Source organism: Neobacillus canaveralius (assembly GCF_047237705.1).
Taxonomy (GTDB): domain Bacteria; phylum Bacillota; class Bacilli; order Bacillales; family Cytobacillaceae; genus Neobacillus; species Neobacillus niacini_K.
The window spans coordinates 1508538-1530256 of the sequence record NZ_JBDFLL010000001.1; the positions used below are offsets into that span (position 1 = coordinate 1508538).

The following is a 21719-nucleotide window of genomic DNA, read 5'->3' on the forward strand; positions in this document are numbered from 1 at the left end:
TTAGTTTGGAAAAGTTAATTGTGAATGCAGCTTCAAGGGAAAAGAGATTTGCTTTCGTTCGGAACAATACAGTTGAAGAAATTATTTTTGACCGGCCAGAGCAGCGATCTCTGGTCGGTAATATTTATTATGGGACCGTAACCAAGGTGCTGCCTGGAATGAATGCGGCATTTATTGATATAGGCGGGGAGAAAAATGCCTACCTCCACCGTGATGTGCTGCCGTCTTATGTTTTATCACCGGAACGGAGTATCGATAAAGAGAAGAAAAGTGTTTCGTCCTTCGTTCATCAGGGAGAAAAGTTATTGGTTCAAGTAGATAAAGACGCAACAGGTCCAAAAGGAGCTAGAGTGACAGGGATTATTGAGATAATGGGGGACAACCTTGTTTATATGCCTAAAGGTCGCTATGTTGCAGTTTCTAAGAAAATCGGTGATGAAAAAGAGCAACTCCGCGGTTTGGGCTCACGCCTGAAAAAGGAAGATGAAGGTCTTATTTTTCGGACATCGAGTACTTCAGCAACACAAGAGGAAATAGAGAATGAACTAAGCATTCTAAGAAACCAGTATAAAGAACTACTGGAGAAAGCTGCTTCTTTTAAAAAGCCAGGGATGATCTATCAAAAAGATACCTTTACGGAATTGGTACTTGAGTCAGTCATGAAGATGTCATCTGGTGAAGTGTTTATTGATGATCTATCTCTAAAACAACATTTACAATCGAAAAACGCTAATCTAAAAATCACCTATTATAATGGGAAAGAAAATATATTTACCCTTCATCGGATTGAGCATGAAATTGATAAGGCACTTAAGCGTATTGTCTGGCTCGACAATGGTGCCTATTTAATTTTTGATGAAACAGAGGCTTTAACAATCATTGATGTTAATACGGGAAAGTTCTCCGGTAAAAATGATTATCAGGATACCGTGGTAAAAACAAATACACTAGCTGCAATTGAGACTGCCCGTCAGCTGAAACTGCGTGATATAGGCGGTATCGTCTTAATTGATTTTATTGATATGAAAAACGAAAAGGACAAGCGTTACATACAAGAAACGATTGAGAAGGAATTCCAGAAGGATAAAACCAGAACCAAAATCATTGGTTTTACTTCTCTTGGTATCCTGCAGCTAACGAGGAAGAAGACAAAGGTTTCACTTTCAGAAGCCCTTCAGGAAAAATGTCCAGTTTGCGAAGGAACAGGAAAAATATTAAGTGCAGAGACAATAGCATTCCGGCTAGAACGGGAACTATTGGAACATCGCAGTTCAGACGCAGAAGCGGTCTTAATTGAAACCACTAAAGAGGTAAAAAAGGTACTAGCAACACATTTAGATATGTTAGCAGAATGGCTGCCCTTCAAATTGTTTTTTTCAATCCAGCTATCCCCTCATCATCACTATGTTTTAAAACAATTTGGGAATCTTGACGAGATAGCGCAAAAAGCTGGAGAATCCTATTGACACTTATGCCCATACAATGATAAAATTATCGATGTTATGTTTGTAGCACCCGTGCTACAACCGCACGTAACAGGTATTAAGTCTGATGCTTTTGCATAAGCGCCTGTCTATGGCGAGTCTGAGTTTATAAGGAGGTGCAAGTATGTACGCAATTATCGAAACAGGTGGTAAGCAAATCAAAGTTGAAGCTGGTCAAGCTATCTACATTGAAAAGCTTAACGCAGAAGCAGGCGAAACAGTTACATTTGATAAGGTTCTTTTCGTTGGTGGAGAAAACGTGAAAGTAGGAAGCCCATTACTTGATGGAGCTACTGTTACAGCTAAAGTTGAAAAACAAGGCCGTGCGAAGAAAATCATCGTTTTCAAATACAAAGCGAAGAAAAACAACCGTAAAAAGCAAGGTCATCGTCAGCCATACACTAAAGTTGTGATCGAAGCGATCAACGCGTAAGGTGTTGGATAATAGATGATATCTATTACAATTAATCGTTCTGAATCCGAATCGATTCAATCATTTAAAATAAGTGGTCATGCATTCTTCGCTGATCGGGGAAAGGATATCGTCTGTGCAGGCGCATCCGCAGTATCCGTCGGGGCAATCAATGCTGTGCACGCCTTAACCGGTGTTACACCAGAGATAGAGCAAGGGGATGGCTTTCTCCGCTGTGTTGTTCCGGATAAACTTCCGGAAGACATAAATGAGAAAGTACAGCTTCTTCTAGAAGGTATGATCGTTTCATTGCAGACGATTGAAGAAGAGTACGGAGAACACATAAAAATAACCTTCAAAAAGTAGGAGGTGGAATAAATGTTATTAAAATTAGATCTTCAGTTGTTTGCATCTAAAAAGGGAGTAGGTTCTACAAAGAACGGACGTGACTCTCATGCAAAGCGTCTTGGCGCTAAGCGTGCAGATGGTCAATTCGTATCTGGTGGTTCAATCCTTTACCGTCAACGCGGTACAAAGATTTACCCAGGTGAAAACGTAGGACGTGGAGGAGACGACACTCTTTTTGCGAAAATCGACGGCGTTGTGAAATTCGAACGTTTCGGTCGTGATCGTAAAAAAGTGAGCGTTTATCCAACAGCTCAAGAAGCGTAAGCTTTCAGTGAAAACTCTAACCTGATTGGTTAGGGTTTTCTTTTTTTAAAATAATAAGGAAAAATTATCCAATAAAAACTCCAATTTGATCTCCCAAAAGTAGCCTCATAATACCTCAATTGGAAAACATTCGCATGAAATTGCTTACTCAATCTAACTTTTTTGGTATACTAACAGAAAATAGTCTTTTCGACACTTAGGCTAGGAGTGCGATTATGGAAAAAGAATGGGATATCGTTGAAGTGCTGCGGCACTCACGACATGATTGGCTGAATAGGCTGCAGTTAATCAAAGGGAACTTGGATTTAAATAGAATTGATCGGGCAAAAGAATATATAAATGAAATTGTAATCGAGGCACAGCATGAGTCGAAGCTGTCGAACTTACATTTGCCGATATTTTCCTCCTTGCTTTTTAAATCAAATTGGGAGAGTCATTTATTTCAACTTGAATATGAGGTTCTTAACGAAGTAGAGGCAGTGGAAATAAATGATAACATTCTGTCGAATTGGACAAAATCCTTCTTTATTTGCTTAGATCGGGCGATTGAGGCCTTTCAGGAAAATCATTTATCAATAACAATTCAACCGCAATCAGATGGAGTTCGTTTCTTTTTTGATTTTAGCGGAATAATAATAAAAAAAGAACTGATTGAACAATTTCTGACTGCAACTGAAATTAAAGTTACAGTAAAGGAATTCTCAGAGAATGAACTTGGGCTAGAAGTCTTTATGTCAGTGACGTAGGCTTTTATTTCGTTCGTTTATCAGTCAAATCAGGAGGATTCACATGTTTGTCGATCAAACGAAGATTTACGTAAAAGGCGGAGACGGCGGTAATGGAATGGTCGCTTTCCGTCGTGAAAAATATGTACCAATGGGTGGACCTGCTGGCGGAGACGGTGGAAAAGGTGCCAATGTTGTTTTCGAAGTAAATGAAGGCTTGCGTACGTTAATGGATTTCCGTTATCAACGCCATTGGAAAGCTCCCCGTGGTGAGCATGGTATGTCCAAAAATCAACACGGCAAAAACGCCAAAGATATGATTGTTAAGGTACCACCAGGTACAGTAGTAATGGATGCAGAAACAAAAGAAGTGATTGCCGATCTTGTTGAGAATGGCCAGCGTGCAGTCATTGCTAAGGGAGGACGTGGAGGAAGAGGGAATTCCCGTTTTGCGACCCCTTCAAATCCTGCGCCAGAGCTTGCCGAAAATGGTGAACCAGGTCAAGAGCGCGACGTTATTCTTGAGTTAAAGTTGCTTGCAGACGTTGGTCTTGTTGGCTTCCCAAGCGTTGGAAAATCAACACTATTATCGGTGGTTTCTTCAGCAAAACCTAAAATTGCTGAGTATCATTTTACAACGATTGTTCCAAACCTAGGAATGGTTGAAACCGAGGATAACAGAAGTTTTGTAATGGCAGACTTGCCAGGATTAATTGAAGGTGCGAGTGAAGGTGTCGGACTTGGCCATCAATTTTTACGTCATATTGAACGGACACGAGTAATCGTTCATGTTATTGATATGGCTGCGATGGAAGGACGCGATCCTTATGAGGATTATCTGACCATCAATAAAGAGCTAGAAGAGTATAATCTCCGCTTAACCGAGCGTCCGCAAATTATTGTTGCTAATAAAATGGACATGCCGGAAGCGGAAGAAAATTTAAAGAAATTTAAAGAACGCCTAGAAGAAGATTTCCCGATTTTCCCGATTTCTGCTTTATCTAGAAAAGGCTTAAGAGAGCTATTATATGCGATTGCCGACAAAATCGAGGAGACTCCAGAATTTCCGCTTGATCATGAAGAAGAGGAAACAGGAGTTAATCGCGTACTTTATAAACATGAGGCAGATCCTGAAGCCTTCTATATTACAAGAGAACCAGACGGCTCATTCGTTATTCAAGGGGAAAAGGTTGAAAAATTATTCAAGATGACCAATTTCCAAACGGAAGAATCGGTTCGTCGTTTTGCCAGACAGCTTCGTGGTTTAGGGGTAGACGAGGCTTTACGAGCAAAAGGTGCAAAAGATGGGGATACCGTTAAATTATTAGACTTCGAATTTGAATTTGTTGACTAGATACGAACATGTCTTTGAGAAATTATAGCCAGAGCGCCCAGATATAGTAGACACGGGCGCTTGTGCTTTTCAAATCGGGTGGGTAGAGAGATGAAAAATGAAAAATTTGATAAAAAATTTTACTTAATAAGAGAAGACGTCTTGCCTGAAGCGATGAAGAAAACACTCGATGTGAAGGAAATGCTTGAAAGGGGTAAGGCTGAGTCTATTTGGGATGCGGTGCAGCAAGTAGACTTAAGCAGAAGTGCCTATTATAAATATAGGGACACGGTATTTCCATTTTCCACGATTGTAAAGGAACGATTAGTTACACTCTTTTTTCATCTTGAAGATCGTTCAGGCACTTTGTCTAAGCTTCTTAGTGTAGTTGCTTCTTCTGGCTGCAATGTGTTGACCATTCATCAAACGATTCCATTACAAGGAAGGGCTAACGTTACACTTTCGTTGAATACCACCGAGATTTCTACAGATATAGATGAACTGCTTTTAGAATTACGCAAGCTTGAATTCGTAGAAAAAGTTGAAGTGCTTGGAACAGGAGCATAATGGATTTTTTTACAACAGAGAGATTTTTGTTAGGGAGTGTGTGAAATCATGAAAGTTGGTTTTTTAGGACCAAAGGCAACCTTTACCGAATTAGCGGTGAAAAAGGTTTTTCCTGGATTTGATCTTGAACCATATCGGACCATTCCTGAGTCCATGGATGCGGTTGTCAGTGGAAAAGTGGAACTTGCCGTTGTTCCAGTTGAAAATACCCTTGAAGGTACAGTAAATATTACCTTGGATTACTTAACCCATGTGGTTCAATTACCGATTGTCGGTGAAATTACCATTCCGATTAAACAGCATTTGATGGTTCACCAGGATAATCAAGAAATATGGCAGGATGTTAGTAAGGTGTACAGTCACTCCCATGCGATTGCGCAGTGCCATAAGTTCTTACATACTCAGTTTCATGGGATACCTTATGAAAGTGTCAGCTCAACTGCTGCGGCAGCGAAGATGGTGATGGACCACCCAGAACAGCGTATTGCCGCCATCGCTAATGAATTGGCCGCTGAAGAATATGGATTATCGATTGTTCAACGTGACATTCATGATTTTGACCATAACCATACTCGCTTTTTTGTTTTATCTGAAAAGGATATAAATTTTGAGGAGTATAGCGGTTCTTCCCATTATAAAACAACTCTAATGGTCACACTTCCGACGGATAAAGCTGGGACGCTTCATATGGTACTATCCGCCTTTGCTTGGCGAAAAATAAACCTGTCAAAAATCGAATCAAGACCAATGAAAACAGGAATTGGCAATTATTTCTTTATTATTGATTTGGAAATGAAGCTCGATGACGTTTTAATTCCAGGCGCAATGGCCGAGCTCGAAGCACTTGGTTGCGGAGTTACATTACTAGGAAGTTACCCTTCTAAAATGATTAAATAAAATGAAAAGTACCGGCGCACATACTGTGCTCGGTACTTTTTTGTACTGTACGGGCACATTGGAGCCGTGATTGTTCCCTTAAATGGTGTAAGGATGAAATAAGGGAACAATACTCTGGTTATTGTTCCCTTAAATGGTGTATGGATGAAATAAGGGAACAATATTCTGGTTATTGTTCCCTTAAATGGTGTATGGATGAAATAAGGGAACAATACTCTGGGTATTGTTCCTCTAAATGGTGTATGGATGAAATAAGGGAACAATACTCTGGGTATTGTTCCTCTAAATGGTGTATGGATGAAATACGGGAACAATACTCTGGTTATTGTTCCTGTAAATGGTGAGTGGATAAAATAAGGGAACAATACCCTCGTTATTATTCCCATAAATGCAAAGTCGGTGAAATAAGGGCACAATCCTTCCGTGATTATTCGTTAAATCCAAAGGAGGGAAAATCCTTTATGCCTCAATCAAAAAGCCAGCATCCTTCAAAGCTGCCTCTGCTTTGTCTAAGGTTTGAACAGAAGAAGCAGCAATTGTATGCAAATGAATCCCGCCAGTTAATTCTGATAATAACGCAGCCTTCGTCTCATAGATGTTATCTAAGAATTGTTTCACCTCTTGGCGATTAGAAACCATAATGGAGGCTGTTAAATCTCCGTAAACCGCATGTTCTATTTTAACATCCTTTACCAGCACACCATGGTCGACGAGTAAATTCAGCTCCTTTACTGTGTCATCGGGTGAGTGCCTGCAAGCAATCGTCCGTTCAAATGTTGGTGCGCCTGTGTTTTGCTTAAAATATAAATAGCCTTGACTTGTTGCGATGATCGGCTCCTCTTTTGCTTTAAGGAGTGTAATATCCCCGACAATCACCTGCCTGCTTACATTTGTTCGTGTCGCTAACTCACTTCCTGTAAGCGGTACAGGGCTGTCCTTTAACAGCTGTAGGATGAGAGCTCTCCTTTCATCGCCAAGTATCTTTTTTTGTTCAGCCATATTTACCACCTCGTATTTCTACACTATTTTACCATAGTTCTAACGTTTATAATTATTTACGATCTCTACAATAGTTTCCCCAAGCTTTACTACATCTTCCGTCTGCGTTGTTTTTCCAAAAGAAATACGGATAAATTCCTTGGCCACTTGAGGGCTTAATCCTAAGGCTTGTGTCACTTTTGCCGGAGCTTGCATACCAATTTGACAAGCACTTCCGGTAGAAATTGCGAAGCCGTATCGATTGCATTCAAGCATCATCCATTGACCCTCAATACCAGAAATCCGCAATCCAATAATAGAAGGTAACTGCGAGTCAGCAGCTGCTTCAAAGATATGGACAAATTCCTTAATAGGATCAAGCGACTTCACCAAAATGGCACGAAGCTCTAAAAATTGATCGTGACTTTGAACAAGTTGGTCATGTATCTTTTGAGCAGCTGCAGTCATAGAAGCAATAGCAGGGACGTTCACCGTACCTGGTCTAAAGCCTCTCTCATGTGATCCTCCTGGAAAAAAAGCTCTCCAAGAAATAGACGAATCAACATAAACACCGCCAACCCCTTTGGGACCATAAATTTTATGACCAGAAAAGGAAAAGCTGCTGAAAAGCGGGGCGATTTTTTTAAAATCGATTTTTCCAAAAGATTGAACAAAATCACTGTGGAAATGGATGTCATGCTCTTTGCAAATACGAGCTATCTCTCCAATTGGCTGAATCGTACCTATTTCAGAATTAACATGCTGCACTGTCACTAGAACGGTTTCCGGGGTAATGGCTCGCCCCAATTCTTCTACGTCAATGAGACCAGAAGAATTAAAGGGTAAATAGGTAATGCTGTACCCATCTAACCGGTTTAGAACACCATGGATGGACGAATGCTCAGCCATCCCCGCTATGATGTGCTTCCCAGCCTTTTTGGGAGCTGACAAAAGTGCCTCAATCGCTAAAAAATTCCCCTCCGAACCACCACTAGTAAAGTATAAACCTTTTTTATTTATTCCTAAAAGATTGGCCAGCTCTTCACGGCAATTTTCTAACAAATCCTGTGACTGCCCGCCAACATCATGAAGGGAACTAGCATTTCCATAGAACTCAGTTGAAGCCTGAACAAACACCTCTGCTGCATCAGAATCTAATGGAGTCGTTGCTGCAAAATCAAAATATATCATTAGTATTCTCCAATACTCTCAATTTTTTATTACGAAAAAATTCTTGATATTAGTTTAAATCTATGTAAATATAGATGTCAAGACACCTGTTAATCCAGGAGGGCTCGAGATGACAATAAGTGATGATATTTTAATTTTAGGAAGTGGGATAGCTGCATTGCAGTTAGCCTCGTTTTTAAATAAGGATTTGAATGTGAGGATACTCACAAAGGACAAAATTAGAACCGCCAATTCTTACCTTGCTCAAGGTGGTATTGCCGCGGCTATTGGCGAGTATGACCATCCCAATAAACATATCGCTGATACATTTGAAGCAGGGAGATATCACAATAAGCAAGAAGTTGTTGAGGAAATCATAAAATCTGCACCTAGGCTGATTAAGTTCATTTCTGAACAAGGATCTGTTTTTGATAAAAACCAAGATGGTGAATTGTTGCTTGGAATGGAAGGGGCACACAGCGAAAAGCGAATTGTTCATGGCGGTGGAGACGCGACTGGTAAAAATGTAGTCGAGTTCCTTATTAGCACGCTAAAAGAAAATGTCACCATCGAGGAAGATGTTTTTGCTTATGAGTTATTACTAAACTCTGAGAAACGCTGTATTGGTGTTAAAGCTAAAAGACATGATGGTATGATAAAGAACTATTACAGCAGTAATACAATCCTAGCAACAGGCGGCTGCGGCCAATTGTTCACCTATACTTCAAACGCAGATACAGTGAGCGGTGATGGGATCGCAATGGCCTATTTAGCAGGTGCTGAAGTTGTTGATATGGAGTTTATCCAGTTCCACCCTACACTTTTATACCTAAATGGTGAAACAAAAGGGTTGATTTCTGAAGCGGTGCGTGGCGAAGGTGCCGTTCTTGTCACGGATGATGGCACTCCTATTATGGAAGGTGTTCATCCACTCAAAGACCTCGGTCCAAGGCATATTGTATCGCAGAAAATCTATGAATATCTTAAAAAAGGCTGCAACGTATATTTAGATATTAGTAAAATTGAAAACTTTAAGCAAAGATTCCCGTCGATAACAGCCATTTGTGAGGAAAATGGTCTTCAGTTATCAGAGGGAAGAATTCCAGTTGCTCCCGGCAGTCATTTTTTAATGGGAGGAATTAAGACAGATATATATGGTCGGACTTCACTAAAGGGACTATTTGCCATTGGAGAAGCCGCTTGTACAGGATTGCATGGGGCAAACCGTCTTGCAAGTAATTCCTTATTAGAAGGTTTATATATGGGAGAAAAGTTATCTTCAATGCTAAACGAGACTGTATATGAAGACATCCTTTCAACCGAAGTCGTTCGTCCATTTATCCCGCAAGAAAAAGTGACTTTACCAGACTTGCATGAAATAAAAGATACGATGATGGAGCGGGTAGGTATTGTCCGCAATAAGGCAAATCTCCAAAACCATAAAGTATGGTTAGATACCTTTAATGCCCACCAAATAAATCATCTTGATAATTATTCTATTGAAGAGATGACAAAGATTTTTATGCTGATTAACGCAAATTTAATTACTGAAGCTGCTCTGAAACGAACGGAGAGCCGTGGTGGTCATTTCAGGAGTGATTATCCTGTGGAAGACGACCATTATTGGTTAAACAAAACTATTATTCATAAAAATAGCCGGGGAATGGAGGGTAACCATGAATACATTGAAACTGCGCTCGCTACTTGAGCAATTTTTTATCGAAGATATTGGGGAACAGGATATTACAACAGATTTGATTTTTGCAAACGATACAAAAGGCGAAATCGTCTTTCTTTCAAAGGATAATGGAATTTTTTGTGGAGAAGAAATTATTAAAACGGGTTTTAAACTTCTGAATACTGACATTGAAACGCAGCTCTTTGTGAAGGATGGTCAAAACATTGAATTCGGTCAGAAGCTCGCAACGGCTTCTGGAAAAATAGCGGATTTATTAAAAGGGGAAAGAGTTGTTCTAAACCTCGTCCAGAGAATGAGCGGGATTGCGACCCTTACACGTAAAGCTGTTTCGACATTGGACAGTGGCCATACCAAGATTTGTGATACGCGTAAAACAACACCTGGCTTAAGGATGCTTGAAAAATATGCCGTTACAACTGGGGGGGGCTTCAACCATCGTTTCGGTTTATACGACGGGATTATGATTAAAGATAATCATATTTCGTTTGCGGGCTCGATTACAAACGCAGTTGAAAGTGTTCGTAAAAAAGCCGGTCATATGGTGAAGGTAGAAGTTGAAGTTGAAACAGAGGCTCAGGTGAGAGAAGCCGTCAGCGCCGGTGCGGATGTGATTATGTTTGATAATCGTACTCCAGACGAGATTAAAGAGCTGATCAAACTAGTTCCTTCAGGATTTATAACGGAGGCTTCAGGCGGGATTCAATTGTCCAATCTAGCTGGTTATCGTGATACAGGTGTTGACTATATTTCACTAGGATTCTTAACACATTCATATAAAGCACTTGATATAAGTGTAAAAGTTCTCTTTAGGGAAGGGGAGAAGTAACCATGAGTATTTTAGCAGCTATGCAAAAGAATATGATGATTCCTGAAAAATACAAACAAATGTCGAATGAAGAGTTAGAGGCTAGAGTCATTGAAGTGAAAAACAGACTAGGATCAAAACTTTTTATCCCAGGTCATCATTATCAAAAAGATGAAGTCATTCAGTTTGCCGATGCAACAGGTGATTCCTTAAAACTTGCACAATTATCTGCTGAAAATACCGAAGCAGAATATATTGTTTTCTGCGGCGTTCATTTTATGGCGGAAACTGCAGATATTCTTACAAACGATAACCAAAAGGTTATACTCCCTGATATGCGTGCAGGCTGTTCCATGGCTGACATGGCAGATATTGATCAAACCGAAAAGGCTTGGGAAATCCTTCAGGGGATTTTTGGTGACACCATTCTTCCATTAACATATGTGAATTCTACTGCAGCGATTAAGTCATTTGTCGGGGCTCATGGTGGTGCTTGCGTAACCTCTTCCAATGCCGAAACGATGGTAAAGTGGGCATTCACCCAAAAGGAACGAATCTTATTTTTACCAGATCAGCATTTAGGACGAAACACGGCTGCTGATTTAGGTGTTAGTTTAGATGAAATGGCAGTTTGGAATCCAATTACGAATAAGCTTGAATACGAAGCCGACCCTTTAAAAATAAAAGTCATCCTATGGAAAGGTCACTGCTCCGTCCATGAGAACTTTACTGTTCAGAATATCCATGATACACGAAGCCAATATCCTAACATGACAATCATTGTTCATCCTGAGTGCCGCCGTGAAGTCGTAGAATTATCCGATATGGCTGGTTCAACAAGTTATATAATAAATGCGATTGAAAATGCCGAGCCAGGCACTGAATGGGCTATCGGAACAGAAATGAATCTAGTTAATCGCCTGATTAAGAATCACCCTGATAAAAAAATCATTTCACTAAATCCTGCAATGTGTCCTTGTTTAACGATGAACCGAATTGACCTGCCACATTTAGTGTGGAGCTTGGATACACTAGAAGAAACAAAGAATACAATTAAAGTGGCTTCAGATATTGCCAAAAATGCTAAATTGTCGCTAGATCGTATGTTGAAAAATTCATAATGATAAGGGTAGATGCAATTTTTAAAATTGCATCTATTTTTATATTTGAAGGGTTGATTCATATTTTTCGGAGAAAAAGCATAAGTTTTTCTGAAGAATGATAGCACTTTGCCCATCATCACATAGAATATATGGACTTATGCATAGGAGGGAAATCAGAGTGAAGATCCATATCGTACAGAAAGGGGATACTCTTTGGAAAATCGCCAAGAAGTACGGCGTGAATTTTGAAGAGCTGAAAAAGATGAATTCACAGCTCAGCAACCCTGATATGATTATGCCCGGTATGAAAATAAAAGTCCCAACAACAGGTGGAAATATAAAAAAAGAAGCGCCTATGGGAACAAAGCCGGGGGCCACAATCAATTTAGGCGCAAAGAAAGAGATGCCGATTGCTGAGCAACCGTTTGCCAAAGAGAAACCAAAAGAAATGCCAATTAAACCAGCTCCAAAGAAGGAGGCTCCAATAAAGGAAGCACCAATAAAAGAGGCTCCAATAAAGGAAGCTCCAATTAAAGTAGTACCAGTACCAGTACCAGTTAAAGAAAAACCTGTAAAAGAAATTCCAATTAAAGAAGTACCTATTAAAGAAGCACCTATTAAGGAAGCACCAGTTAAAACACCAATTGAAGAAGCACCAAAAACACCATATACTCCAAAAATGCCCCTGCAAATCATCCCAGAAATTGATATTAATAACTATTACCTGAACAACATGACCAATATGGAGGTAAAACAGCCACAATTACCGCCAAAACCAGCGAACATACTTCCTGAAATAAAAGAACCTGTAAAAGAACCGATAAAAGAAAACCCAGTTATGCCAATACAAGAATTTCCAATTGAGGCACCAGTACAACAGCCGATGCCTCAGGACTATTGTGTACCTATTTCACCGATCATGCCTGGATCAGGATTCTGCCCGCCACCGCCACAATGGTGTCCGCCGCCGCCTTGTCCACCGATGTCATTTATGCCTTATCCACAAATTCAAGGAGCGGCAATGCCACAGGTACCTAATATGTATCTGAATCAACCTGGACAAATGCCGGGTGTTGGGGGTGCCGACATTATGACACATGGATTTGATGATGAATCTTCATCCTTTATGCCGCAATTACCGATGACTAACCCAATGCAAGGAGGCTATGGTCAAATGCCAATGGGCGGACAAATGCCGGGAATGGGTCAGATGCCGATGGGCGGTCAAATGCCGGGAATGGGTCAGATGCCAATGGGCGGACAGATGCCGGGAATGGGTCAAATGCCGGGAATGGGTCAAATGCCGATGGGCGGTCAGATGCCAGGGATGGGTCAAATGCCAATGGGTGGCCAAATGCCAGGAATGGATCAAATGTCAGGAATGGGTCAAGTGCCAGCAGGATTTGACCAAATGCCAGCAGATGATCAAATGCCTTATTTCGATGAAAGTCCAGCAGACGTGCCTGTAGGCTCACCTGCAGCCACAAATCAAGGCTGGTTCGATCAAGGTATGCAAGGAATGGGAGCACCAATGATGAACCCAGGCTTCGGTCAACCAGGAATGGGAGGTCCAATGGGAGCAGGCTTCGGTCAACCAGGAATGGGAGGCCCAATGGGAGCAGGCTTCGGTCAACCAGGAATGGGAGGTCCGATGGGAGCAGGCTTCGGTCAACCAGGAATGGGAGGTCCGATGGGAGCAGGCTTCGGTCAACCAGGAATGGGAGGTCCAATGGGAGCAGGCTTCGGCCAACCAGGAATGGGAGGCCCAATGGGAGTAGGCTTCGGTCAACCAGGAATGGGAGGCCCGATGGGAGCAGGCTTCAGCCAACCAGGAATGGGAGGCCAAATGGGAGCAGGCTTTGGTCAACCAGGAATGGGAGGCCAAATGGGAGCAGACTTCGGTCAACCAGGAATGGGAGGCCCGATGGGAGCAGGCTTCGGTCAACCAGGAATGGGAGGCCAAATGGGAGCAGGCTTCGGTCAACCAGGAATGGGAGGTCCGATGGGAGCAGACTTCGGTCAACCAGGAATGGGAGGCCCAATGGGAGCAGACTTCGGTCAACCAGGAATGGGAGGTCCGATGGGAGCAGGCTTCGGTCAACCAGGAATGGGAGGCCCAATGGGAGCAGACTTCGGTCAACCAGGAATGGGGGGCCCATATGGACAAATGCCATTTGGATACCCACAAATGGGTCCTTCACCTCAAGTAATGGGAGCGCAAGATTTTGAGTCACCAGAAATGGGAATGCCTTTTGCAGGCGGTCAAATGCCAGCAATGCAACAGCAATTCCCTGCACAGGGAGGCGTACCAGTAGGAGCAGGTGGTGACTGTGGCTGTGGTGGACCACAACCACAAGCTATACCACAGCATAACTTCGTGCCGCCAACGCCTCCAATTTATAGCGCACCATATACAGGACCACAAAATGTAGCGCAGCCTCCATTTATGAACCCATATGGAATGGGACCTATGGATGGAATGATGCGTTACGATGATGAAAGCAATGAGTATGACTTTTAATCAAAAAGGAGACGATGATTATTTCATTCGTCTCCTCTCTTATTTACGTTCGCAATTTAAAGAAAATATTGTGGAAATGGTGCCTTATCGGAAAAGTGTGATTTGGATAAAAACGGATAAAAGTTCTTATATGCTTAAAGGGTTTCATACGAATAAACGACTTCGCCTGCAGGAGGCATTTACCGCTACTCTTAGAAAAGAAGGTTTCTCAAAAACCTACCTTTTTGTCCATCCCCAAATGAAAGAACCTCTCTTTTTTGAGGGGACCTATTTTGGGTGTATGGAATACATTTCCCCAAATAAAATACCTTTTTCGTTTCAATCACAAAAAAATCGGCAGGAGGGGCTCGAACTTTTAGAACAGTTCCATCAAGTAACGTCATCCTTTGAATCACGGTATCGAACACTAATCCCAAAAGGGGTAATTATTGAAAAATGGAGAGACAGAGGTAAAATTTTTTCCTCCAATCTCTCTACTTTAAAGTACTTTATAAATGATAAAGTACTGGCGGAAATGTTAAAGTGGGCACAATGGTCTCTAAGTGGAATGGAAAAAAATCGATCAATTTTTTTGCATGAACCATACTGCATTCTTCATGGAGACGTGGCACATCATAATTTCTTACGTGATAGTACTGGAGTTTTAAATCTAATCGATTTTGATTTAATTAGTATTGGTCCAGCATCTTTAGATTATTTACAATATGCGAATCGAATTCTCCCAAGTCTGGACTGGTCATTTGACCGGCTGGCTCAGTTTTCACAATATGAAGATCTTTTGAATGAGAAGGCATTTCTACACGCACTAGCATACCCTGCAGATATTTTCCGCGAATGGAACCGGCTTATTCGTGAAGGTTCGTATAGAGATCAGAAAAAATATAATCAAGTTATGGACCTAACAATTGGTCAGTATTATTCACGGAAAAAATTCATTGATCGTTTAAAACTGATGACGAACTAATTTTCATGGTCTATTCTGGCAGAATAAATCCCCTCAGGAGCTCACAACCTAACCATGAACATATTTATTTATGTTCATGCATCCTAGAGGGGGTTTTTCGCTTGAACTTGAAACAGTGGATGATTCCTCTGTCCGCCTTACTAGCTGTTGGGCTGTCAGGTTGTGCAAATGATGACCGTGCTGCTGTGGACAAAGATAACAAAAACATGGGTCAGCCGGTGGGCTACTATTCCGATGAAAATCATAAAAACGGCGCTAATGGAATGCCGGGGGACAATGATGGTCCAGTAACAGAATATATGGACCACAATCTTGGTGTTGAAAACCAATCCAATAATGAAGAGCGAAGAAAAAGGTTTAATGATCGAGATAAGAATGGGAATCCACCAAACCCAACAAAACCGCTCGCAAACCATGACCATAACTTTTTCCAAAGGGACAATAAGTTTAGTACCAGTGATGCGAATTATCATGGTCATATGAATCAAAGATTTGGTAACACAGGTACGACCACAAAACCTGAATCTCAAGATCGTATTACAGAAAGAATTAAAGGCAGAGTGGCAGACGTTGAAAACGTCCGTGAAGTCCGCTCCGTTCTTTTTGGGAATTCTGTTATGGTATCGGTTAAATTAGAAAACGGTAAGAATACTGAAGAAACAAAAAGAGCTATCCAGGATGCCGTTCAGCCATTAGCTGGTGGTAGATCTGTTCAAGTCATCATTGATGATGGTGCACTCGGACGTGAAGGTAACAGAAACAATGATTCACAACGTTTAGAACCTAATAGCCGTAAACCTGAAAGATAAATATGTTAAAGAGGCAAAGCTGAAAATGGGCTTTGTCTCTTTTCATTTTTTTCAAAAAGGATAAAAAGGGAAAATAAGGCTAAACTAGTACTGAAGATGAATTAGATCTCTAATAATAAGAGGTGATTATGCATGAGGTTCAATTGGGTAGCTCAGTATCGGCTTGGTTTAGCCTTTGTTACGGTTGTTCTCTTCATGTCTATCGGAATGGTGCCAGGAATAGTAGTAACTGGTTTCGCCGAACAAATGGAAAACCATCAGGATCAACAAAAGTCGGAACCTCAGCAATTGACCATTATTTTGGAAAGAATCTATCTTGATGGAGAAATGAGTGAGGAAGTGGTTCTTGATTCTTACTGGTCTATTGAAAACTTTTGGGCCAAGTATGATCAATGGCAGCTAGTTGATATCGATGAATCCACTATGGTGTTTAGAAAGCAAGTGGATGACATTTCACCATTACTAAAAGCGAATGGCTATTTTGGAATTACTGATGATGGCGTGTTGACCATATATAATGGTCGTCCTGATCCATCCCGAATCATCCAATCTTTTTTTCAGATAGATGTGAAAAAGCTCGAAAGCAAAAAGCAAGATGAGCTGATTCAAGGTATTCCCATCAAAACAAGAGATCGTTATGTAGAGGTACTTGAAACATTTAAACCTTATTCGATGCAAGAATAAAGTAAGTCTCATGAACACTTCATGAGGCTTTTTTTGTGTAACAAAACAGTCTCATCCTAAAGTTGTAGATAAAGTTCAAGCTTTTTTCTGAGGGAAGTATTTCCAGAATCCTTTAAGCTAAAGACATCAAGTTAAACACTTAAAGGAGCGATTAAAATGACAAAAGTGGTTATGATTACGGGTGCCTCTAAAGGCTTAGGTAGAGCATTAACATTAGCATTTGCAAAAGAAGGAGCTGTGTTAGCGATTTGTTCTAGAACACCGAAAGGGTTGTCCAAAGTGAAGGAAGAAGCAGAGGCATTAGGTGCAGAAGTACTCGCTGTAACAGCAGATATTTCACTAACTAGAGATGTAGAACGATTTGTAGCAATGACAGAAGAGGCATTTGGTCAAATTGATATTCTCATAAACAATGCTTCGATTCTCGGTCCAAGTCCAATGCCGCTGTTGCTTGATTACCCTGAAGAGGACTTTGCTGAAGTCTTACGAGTTAATTCCATTTCGCCATTCCTCGTAACAAGAAGAGTGATTCCAGGAATGCTGCAGCGCAATCAGGGCTCGATCATTAATGTAACATCAGAAGCAGGGCATGTGGGGTATGCAGGCTGGGGTGCATACGGTATTTCGAAATTTGCTGTTGAGGGTCTGACAGAAACCTGGGCAGATGAATTAAGCTCAACGAATGTACGAGTAAATATGGTGGACCCAGGTGAAATGGATACAGAAATGCACCAATTAGCGGTTCCAGACTGTGATTATCCTTTAGCAAAACCAGATGATGTTGTTAACGTGTTCTTATATTTAGCTTCCGATAAGTCAGCCGGGATAACAGGTCAACGATTTGAAGCCCAAGAGTTTACGGGGGAGGGATTGTAATGGCTGCCACTGCATTTGATTTCTATTTACCTTCCGAGTTAAACGCTTCTCATCCACCAGAACGGAGGGGCATAAGAAGAGACCATGTTAGAATGATGGTTTTAGACAAAAAAACAGGTTCCGTCAGCCATGATAAATTCTTTCGACTTGCTGATTATCTAAAACCTGGAGACTTGGTTGTCATGAACAACAGCCGAACGGTACCCGCAATATTAAACGCAGGTCTATATAGACAAGCCAAATGTCTCCAACAACAAGTTGAAATCAGACTTGCAAGACGACGCAATGAAGAGACTTGGGATGCCTTAATTGTGACAGAGGAAGCTAGATTAGGTGATATCCTGCAATTATCATCCGACCTCTCTGCAGTCATAATTGATATGAAAGAGGGCTCGCCACTAAAAACAATTCTTTTTTCCAAAAAAGGAACTGACCTATTTAATTGTATATACGCACTCGGGGAACCGGTTCGCTATGAATATATTCATAACAAATGGGAGTTGGACTACTATCAAACCGTATTTGCCAGCCATCCAGGCTCTGTAGAAATGCCTTCCGCTGGCAGAGCTTTCAGCTGGGAATTGCTATTCAAACTTCAGAAGAAGGGGATTGAGCTGGATTTTATTCAGCTTCATACGGGACTTAGCTATTTGTTGGATGATGAAATGGAGACATCTCCAACTGATAATTACGAAGAATATCATCTTTCCGAAAAAACAATTGAAAAAATTCGTAGAACAAAAGCGTCCGGTGGCCGGGTAATTGCAGTTGGTACTACGGTAGTGAGAGCACTTGAAACCGCAGGGATTACTGGCGCATTGCATGGTATTACCAATCTTTATATCAATCAAAGTTTCAAATTGAAAATGGTAGATGGCATTATTACCGGTCTCCATGAACCAAAGGCGAGCCATTTAGATATGCTGACTGCGTTCGTACCACAAAATTTGTTATGGAATGCCTATCAAGAGGCAATTGGAGAGCGGTACTTGTGGCATGAATTTGGGGATATGAATTTAATTTTATAAAGGGGAATTAATATGCGCTTTCACCATCTTGCGATTGAAGTTAAGGATTTGGAGATATCGGCAGCATTCTATCAAAAATATTTTGGTCTTAAGGAAGAAAGACATTTCCATTTTAATGGGGAGAAAATTATCTTTTTAAAAGCGGATGGTTTTCGACTGGAACTGATTTCTACCATAGAACAATCATCCAATAACCCTTCATCTATTCACCTATGCTTTGAGGTAGAAAGCATAAATGAGGTGATCAACCGTTTTCATGAAAATGGCATTTTCGCTATTGAAGGCCCCTATACACTAGAAAATGGCTGGGAAACTTTATTTTATCAGGGACCTGACAATGAGGTAATCGAGTTCATGCAGATTGGAGGAAAAGCTGACAAATAAACGTCAGCTTTTTTGTTACTTCCTGCTTGCCTATAAGATTGAGCTACGACTATCATTTAATCATAGATACAAAATTGGGAGAGGTTTAGATGTCCAGAAACGAAGAGATCGGTATCTTAAAGGAAATTGCTGAGTTATTGAATGAAGGGACAGATTCGAGTACCGTTTTAGCTGGTGTATTAAGAAAACTTCTAGACCTAACCGGTCTGCAATCAGGCTGGATTTTTTTAATAGATGAAAAAGGAGCACATCAGCTGGCTGCAAAAGAGGAATTACCTGAACCATTATCACAAAACCATCACCAAAGAATGTGTCAGGGCGATTGCTGGTGCGTGGGGCGATATAATAGCGGTAAATTGAACAAGGCGGTCAACATTATTGAATGCCAGCGAATTGAAAATGTAATTCTTGAAAAAGCAGGTGACACATGCGGTCTGACTCATCATGCTACCGTCCCCTTAAGGGCTGGGAATGAGCGATTTGGATTATTAAATGTCGGATCTCCTCATAAAACTCACTTTGAAAAAGATGAACTCGCCTTACTTGAGGCTGTTGCCTTTCAAATCGGTACGGCACTAAAAAGAATAAACTTAACCCAAAGGGAACAAGAGACAGCATTGATTTCTGAGCGGAATAGACTTGCCAGAGATTTGCATGATTCCGTTAATCAATTACTTTTTTCGCTAAGCCTAACTGCTAGAGCGGGCAGAGAAATGACAGAAAACGAAGAGGTTAAACAAACCTTTTCCTATATTCAGGACCTCGCACAGGACGCGCTCGGGGAGATGAGGGCACTGATTTGGCAGTTAAAACCTCAAGGACTTGAAAATGGAATCGTTAGCGCATTAAGCAGCTATGCGGAGATGTTGGGTTTAACGATAGAAGTAAAATTAACCGGAATCTCTAATTTTCCTGAAAAAGTGGAGGAAGCACTGTGGAGAATTGGACAGGAAGCGCTTGGCAATTGTAAAAAGCATTCTCAAACAACACATGTGTCGTTAATTTTAAATAGAAGTAGTGATTCTGTAACAATGAAAATTCAGGATCGGGGCTGTGGCTTCTATTATGATGAGAGTTTTGAACTGCCATCGTTCGGATTGAAAAATATGAAAGCACGAACAGAAGGCTTAAACGGGACGTTCCACATAAACAGCGAACCAGGAAAAGGTACAGAGATTCAAATACAAATTCCAATATAGGGGGAGAACAATGGGGATTCGTATATTAATCGCAGATGATCATCATGTTGTAAGACGTGGACTGACTTTTTTTCTAAAAACACAAAAAGATATTGAAATTATCGGAGAAGCGGGAAATGGCAGAGAAGCGGTGGAACTCGCAAGAACGTTGAAACCTGACCTTATTTTAATGGATCTAGTAATGCCTGAAATGGACGGAATACAGGCCACAAAAATGATAAAAACGGAGATGCCTGAAATAAAAATCATGATGCTGACGAGTTTTTCTGATCAAGATCATGTGATCCCAGCGTTAGAAGCAGGTGCTTCAGGTTATCAGTTAAAAGACATCGAGCCTGATGAATTAATTAATTGTATTAGAAAAATAATGAGTGATGAAAATCAGCTCCATCCGAAAGCCACCTCTCATCTGCTTGCTAACTTATCAAATAAAAAAAGTAATGTGAGAAATTTATTAGAACAGCTAACAAAAAGAGAACTAGATGTCCTAAGGGAAATTGCCAAAGGAAAAAGTAATAAGGAAATAGCTTCTACACTTTTCATTACTGAAAAAACGGTGAAAACGCATGTATCGAATCTCCTGGCTAAACTTGAATTAGCCGACCGTACGCAAGCAGCTCTTTTTGCGGTTAAGAATCAACTTGTGGAGTAACCGCCGACCAAATAAGGTAGCTATTTTAATTTAACTGAAAACTTTTATTCTTTATCTTCATAACCTTCTCTTTCAAATCCTTTATATTTATATGTTAGAATGGAATACATGAAAGACTGAGGGAGAGAAAGCAATTGTACGAATTTTTTAAAGGAACGGTTGAGTTTGTTGGTCCTGAATATATTGTGATTGAGAATAATGGGATTGGCTATCAAATTGCAACACCGAATCCGTTTATTTATTCTAGTAAAATGAATACTAATGTTACCGTCTATACATATCATTACGTTCGAGAAGATTTAATGGCATTATATGGCTTCGAAACAAGAGAAGAAAAAAAGCTGTTTACGAAATTGCTGAATGTTTCAGGAATTGGACCTAAAGGTGCATTAGCGATTTTAGCGTCTGGTGAAGTGCAGCAGGTTGTTTCAGCGATTGAAAATGAGGATGAGAGCTTCCTAATTAAGTTCCCAGGAGTCGGCAAAAAAACGGCTAGACAAATGATCCTCGATTTAAAAGGAAAATTACAGGATATTGTTCCGGATTATTTTCCAAATTTATTTAACGCGGACACATTACCAATTGCAGCACAGTCTACCAATAATTCGTTTGAAGAGGCAATCCTCGCATTGAAAGCACTTGGTTATTCAGACAAAGAAGTGAAAAAGATTTCCCCTGAGTTAAGAAAAGAACAGCTGTCAACTGACCAATATATTAAAAAAGCCCTGCAGCGGCTTTTAAAATAAGGTGATTATTC

At 40.7% G+C, this 21719-nt stretch carries 22 protein-coding genes, 2 pseudogenes and 1 other annotated feature; of the genes and pseudogenes, 21 read left to right on the forward strand and 3 right to left on the reverse strand.

The annotated features are described in order from the left end of the window. Window positions 1-5: 5 nt before the first annotated feature. The 8 genes from ABC255_RS07375 to pheA all read left to right on the forward strand — a co-directional run bounded on the left by ABC255_RS07375 (window position 6) and on the right by pheA (window position 6090). Window positions 6-1466, forward strand: coding sequence for an Rne/Rng family ribonuclease (locus tag ABC255_RS07375; RefSeq protein WP_412992426.1), 1461 nt, complete (start codon window positions 6-8; stop codon window positions 1464-1466). Between the two features lie 48 nt (window positions 1467-1514). Continuing rightward, window positions 1515-1596: a sequence feature (ribosomal protein L21 leader region), on the forward strand. Window positions 1597-1608: 12 nt separating this feature from the next. After that, complete coding sequence (gene rplU, locus ABC255_RS07380) at window positions 1609-1917, forward strand: 50S ribosomal protein L21 (RefSeq protein WP_412992428.1); 309 nt, start codon at window positions 1609-1611, stop codon at window positions 1915-1917. Between the two features lie 15 nt (window positions 1918-1932). Beyond that, window positions 1933-2262 carry a ribosomal-processing cysteine protease Prp gene (locus tag ABC255_RS07385; protein WP_412992429.1) on the forward strand — a complete coding sequence of 110 codons (330 nt, stop codon included), beginning with the start codon at window positions 1933-1935 and terminating at the stop codon, window positions 2260-2262. Between the two features lie 12 nt (window positions 2263-2274). Beyond that, complete coding sequence (rpmA, locus tag ABC255_RS07390) at window positions 2275-2568, forward strand: 50S ribosomal protein L27 (RefSeq protein ID WP_335533716.1); 294 nt, start codon at window positions 2275-2277, stop codon at window positions 2566-2568. A gap of 215 nt (window positions 2569-2783) precedes the next feature. Beyond that, window positions 2784-3314, forward strand: coding sequence for a Spo0B C-terminal domain-containing protein (locus ABC255_RS07395; RefSeq protein WP_412992431.1), 531 nt, complete (start codon window positions 2784-2786; stop codon window positions 3312-3314). Window positions 3315-3357: 43 nt separating this feature from the next. Continuing rightward, window positions 3358-4647 carry a GTPase ObgE gene (obgE, locus tag ABC255_RS07400; RefSeq protein ID WP_335533711.1) on the forward strand — a complete coding sequence of 430 codons (1290 nt, stop codon included), beginning with the start codon at window positions 3358-3360 and terminating at the stop codon, window positions 4645-4647. A gap of 90 nt (window positions 4648-4737) precedes the next feature. After that, window positions 4738-5193 (forward strand): ACT domain-containing protein, encoded by a 456-nt coding sequence (locus ABC255_RS07405; RefSeq protein WP_179602023.1) that lies wholly within the window; start codon window positions 4738-4740, stop codon window positions 5191-5193. Window positions 5194-5241: 48 nt separating this feature from the next. After that, window positions 5242-6090 carry a prephenate dehydratase gene (gene pheA, locus ABC255_RS07410; protein WP_412992433.1) on the forward strand — a complete coding sequence of 283 codons (849 nt, stop codon included), beginning with the start codon at window positions 5242-5244 and terminating at the stop codon, window positions 6088-6090. Between the two features lie 459 nt (window positions 6091-6549). On the opposite strand, the gene ABC255_RS07415 is transcribed toward pheA, so the two are convergent. Further along, window positions 6550-7089, reverse strand: a complete 540-nt coding sequence (locus ABC255_RS07415; protein ID WP_412992435.1) for a transcription repressor NadR — start codon at window positions 7087-7089, stop codon at window positions 6550-6552. A 39-nt stretch (window positions 7090-7128) separates the two neighbouring features. Beyond that, on the reverse strand, window positions 7129-8259 hold the full coding sequence (locus ABC255_RS07420; RefSeq protein ID WP_412992436.1) for an IscS subfamily cysteine desulfurase: 1131 nt from the start codon (window positions 8257-8259) through the stop codon (window positions 7129-7131). 109 nt (window positions 8260-8368) lie between these two features. Between ABC255_RS07420 and nadB the strand changes: the two genes are divergently transcribed. The 4 genes and pseudogenes from nadB to safA form a co-directional block, all read left to right on the forward strand. After that, window positions 8369-9946 carry an L-aspartate oxidase gene (gene nadB, locus ABC255_RS07425; RefSeq protein ID WP_412992438.1) on the forward strand — a complete coding sequence of 526 codons (1578 nt, stop codon included), beginning with the start codon at window positions 8369-8371 and terminating at the stop codon, window positions 9944-9946. Continuing rightward, on the forward strand, window positions 9915-10763 hold the full coding sequence (gene nadC / locus ABC255_RS07430) for a carboxylating nicotinate-nucleotide diphosphorylase (RefSeq protein WP_412992440.1): 849 nt from the start codon (window positions 9915-9917) through the stop codon (window positions 10761-10763). The genes nadB and nadC overlap by 32 nt, the downstream gene beginning before the upstream one ends. A gap of 2 nt (window positions 10764-10765) precedes the next feature. After that, window positions 10766-11863: a quinolinate synthase NadA gene (nadA, locus tag ABC255_RS07435; protein ID WP_412992442.1), complete on the forward strand. Its 1098-nt coding sequence runs from the start codon at window positions 10766-10768 to the stop codon at window positions 11861-11863. Between the two features lie 139 nt (window positions 11864-12002). Beyond that, window positions 12003-12158 (forward strand): annotated as a pseudogene (gene safA / locus ABC255_RS07440) (SafA/ExsA family spore coat assembly protein); the annotation flags it as partial. Between the two features lie 188 nt (window positions 12159-12346). Here the strand turns inward: safA and ABC255_RS07445 are convergent. Continuing rightward, window positions 12347-12541, reverse strand: a pseudogene (locus tag ABC255_RS07445) (pentapeptide repeat-containing protein); the annotation flags it as partial. 1814 nt (window positions 12542-14355) lie between these two features. Between ABC255_RS07445 and ABC255_RS07450 the strand changes: the two are divergent. From ABC255_RS07450 to ruvA, 9 genes are all read left to right on the forward strand, one after another. After that, window positions 14356-15330 carry a phosphotransferase gene (locus ABC255_RS07450; RefSeq protein ID WP_412992444.1) on the forward strand — a complete coding sequence of 325 codons (975 nt, stop codon included), beginning with the start codon at window positions 14356-14358 and terminating at the stop codon, window positions 15328-15330. 101 nt (window positions 15331-15431) lie between these two features. Continuing rightward, a complete protein-coding gene (locus ABC255_RS07455; RefSeq protein WP_412992446.1) occupies window positions 15432-16139 on the forward strand; it encodes a YhcN/YlaJ family sporulation lipoprotein in 708 nt (235 codons plus the stop codon). Window positions 16140-16271: 132 nt separating this feature from the next. After that, on the forward strand, window positions 16272-16823 hold the full coding sequence (locus ABC255_RS07460) for a BofC C-terminal domain-containing protein (protein WP_412992448.1): 552 nt from the start codon (window positions 16272-16274) through the stop codon (window positions 16821-16823). A 156-nt stretch (window positions 16824-16979) separates the two neighbouring features. Then, on the forward strand, window positions 16980-17699 hold the full coding sequence (locus tag ABC255_RS07465) for an SDR family NAD(P)-dependent oxidoreductase (RefSeq protein ID WP_412992449.1): 720 nt from the start codon (window positions 16980-16982) through the stop codon (window positions 17697-17699). After that, a complete protein-coding gene (locus tag ABC255_RS07470) occupies window positions 17699-18727 on the forward strand; it encodes an S-adenosylmethionine:tRNA ribosyltransferase-isomerase (RefSeq protein WP_412992451.1) in 1029 nt (342 codons plus the stop codon). Before ABC255_RS07465 ends, ABC255_RS07470 begins: the two co-directional genes overlap by 1 nt. 12 nt (window positions 18728-18739) lie before the next feature. Further along, window positions 18740-19111 carry a VOC family protein gene (locus tag ABC255_RS07475; protein ID WP_412992453.1) on the forward strand — a complete coding sequence of 124 codons (372 nt, stop codon included), beginning with the start codon at window positions 18740-18742 and terminating at the stop codon, window positions 19109-19111. A gap of 89 nt (window positions 19112-19200) precedes the next feature. Beyond that, entirely contained in the window at window positions 19201-20310 is a 1110-nt protein-coding gene (locus ABC255_RS07480) for a GAF domain-containing sensor histidine kinase (RefSeq protein ID WP_412992454.1), read from the forward strand. A 10-nt stretch (window positions 20311-20320) separates the two neighbouring features. Beyond that, a complete protein-coding gene (locus ABC255_RS07485; protein ID WP_412992455.1) occupies window positions 20321-20962 on the forward strand; it encodes a response regulator in 642 nt (213 codons plus the stop codon). A gap of 134 nt (window positions 20963-21096) precedes the next feature. Beyond that, window positions 21097-21708 (forward strand): Holliday junction branch migration protein RuvA, encoded by a 612-nt coding sequence (gene ruvA / locus ABC255_RS07490; protein ID WP_412992456.1) that lies wholly within the window; start codon window positions 21097-21099, stop codon window positions 21706-21708. Window positions 21709-21719 lie beyond the last annotated feature (11 nt).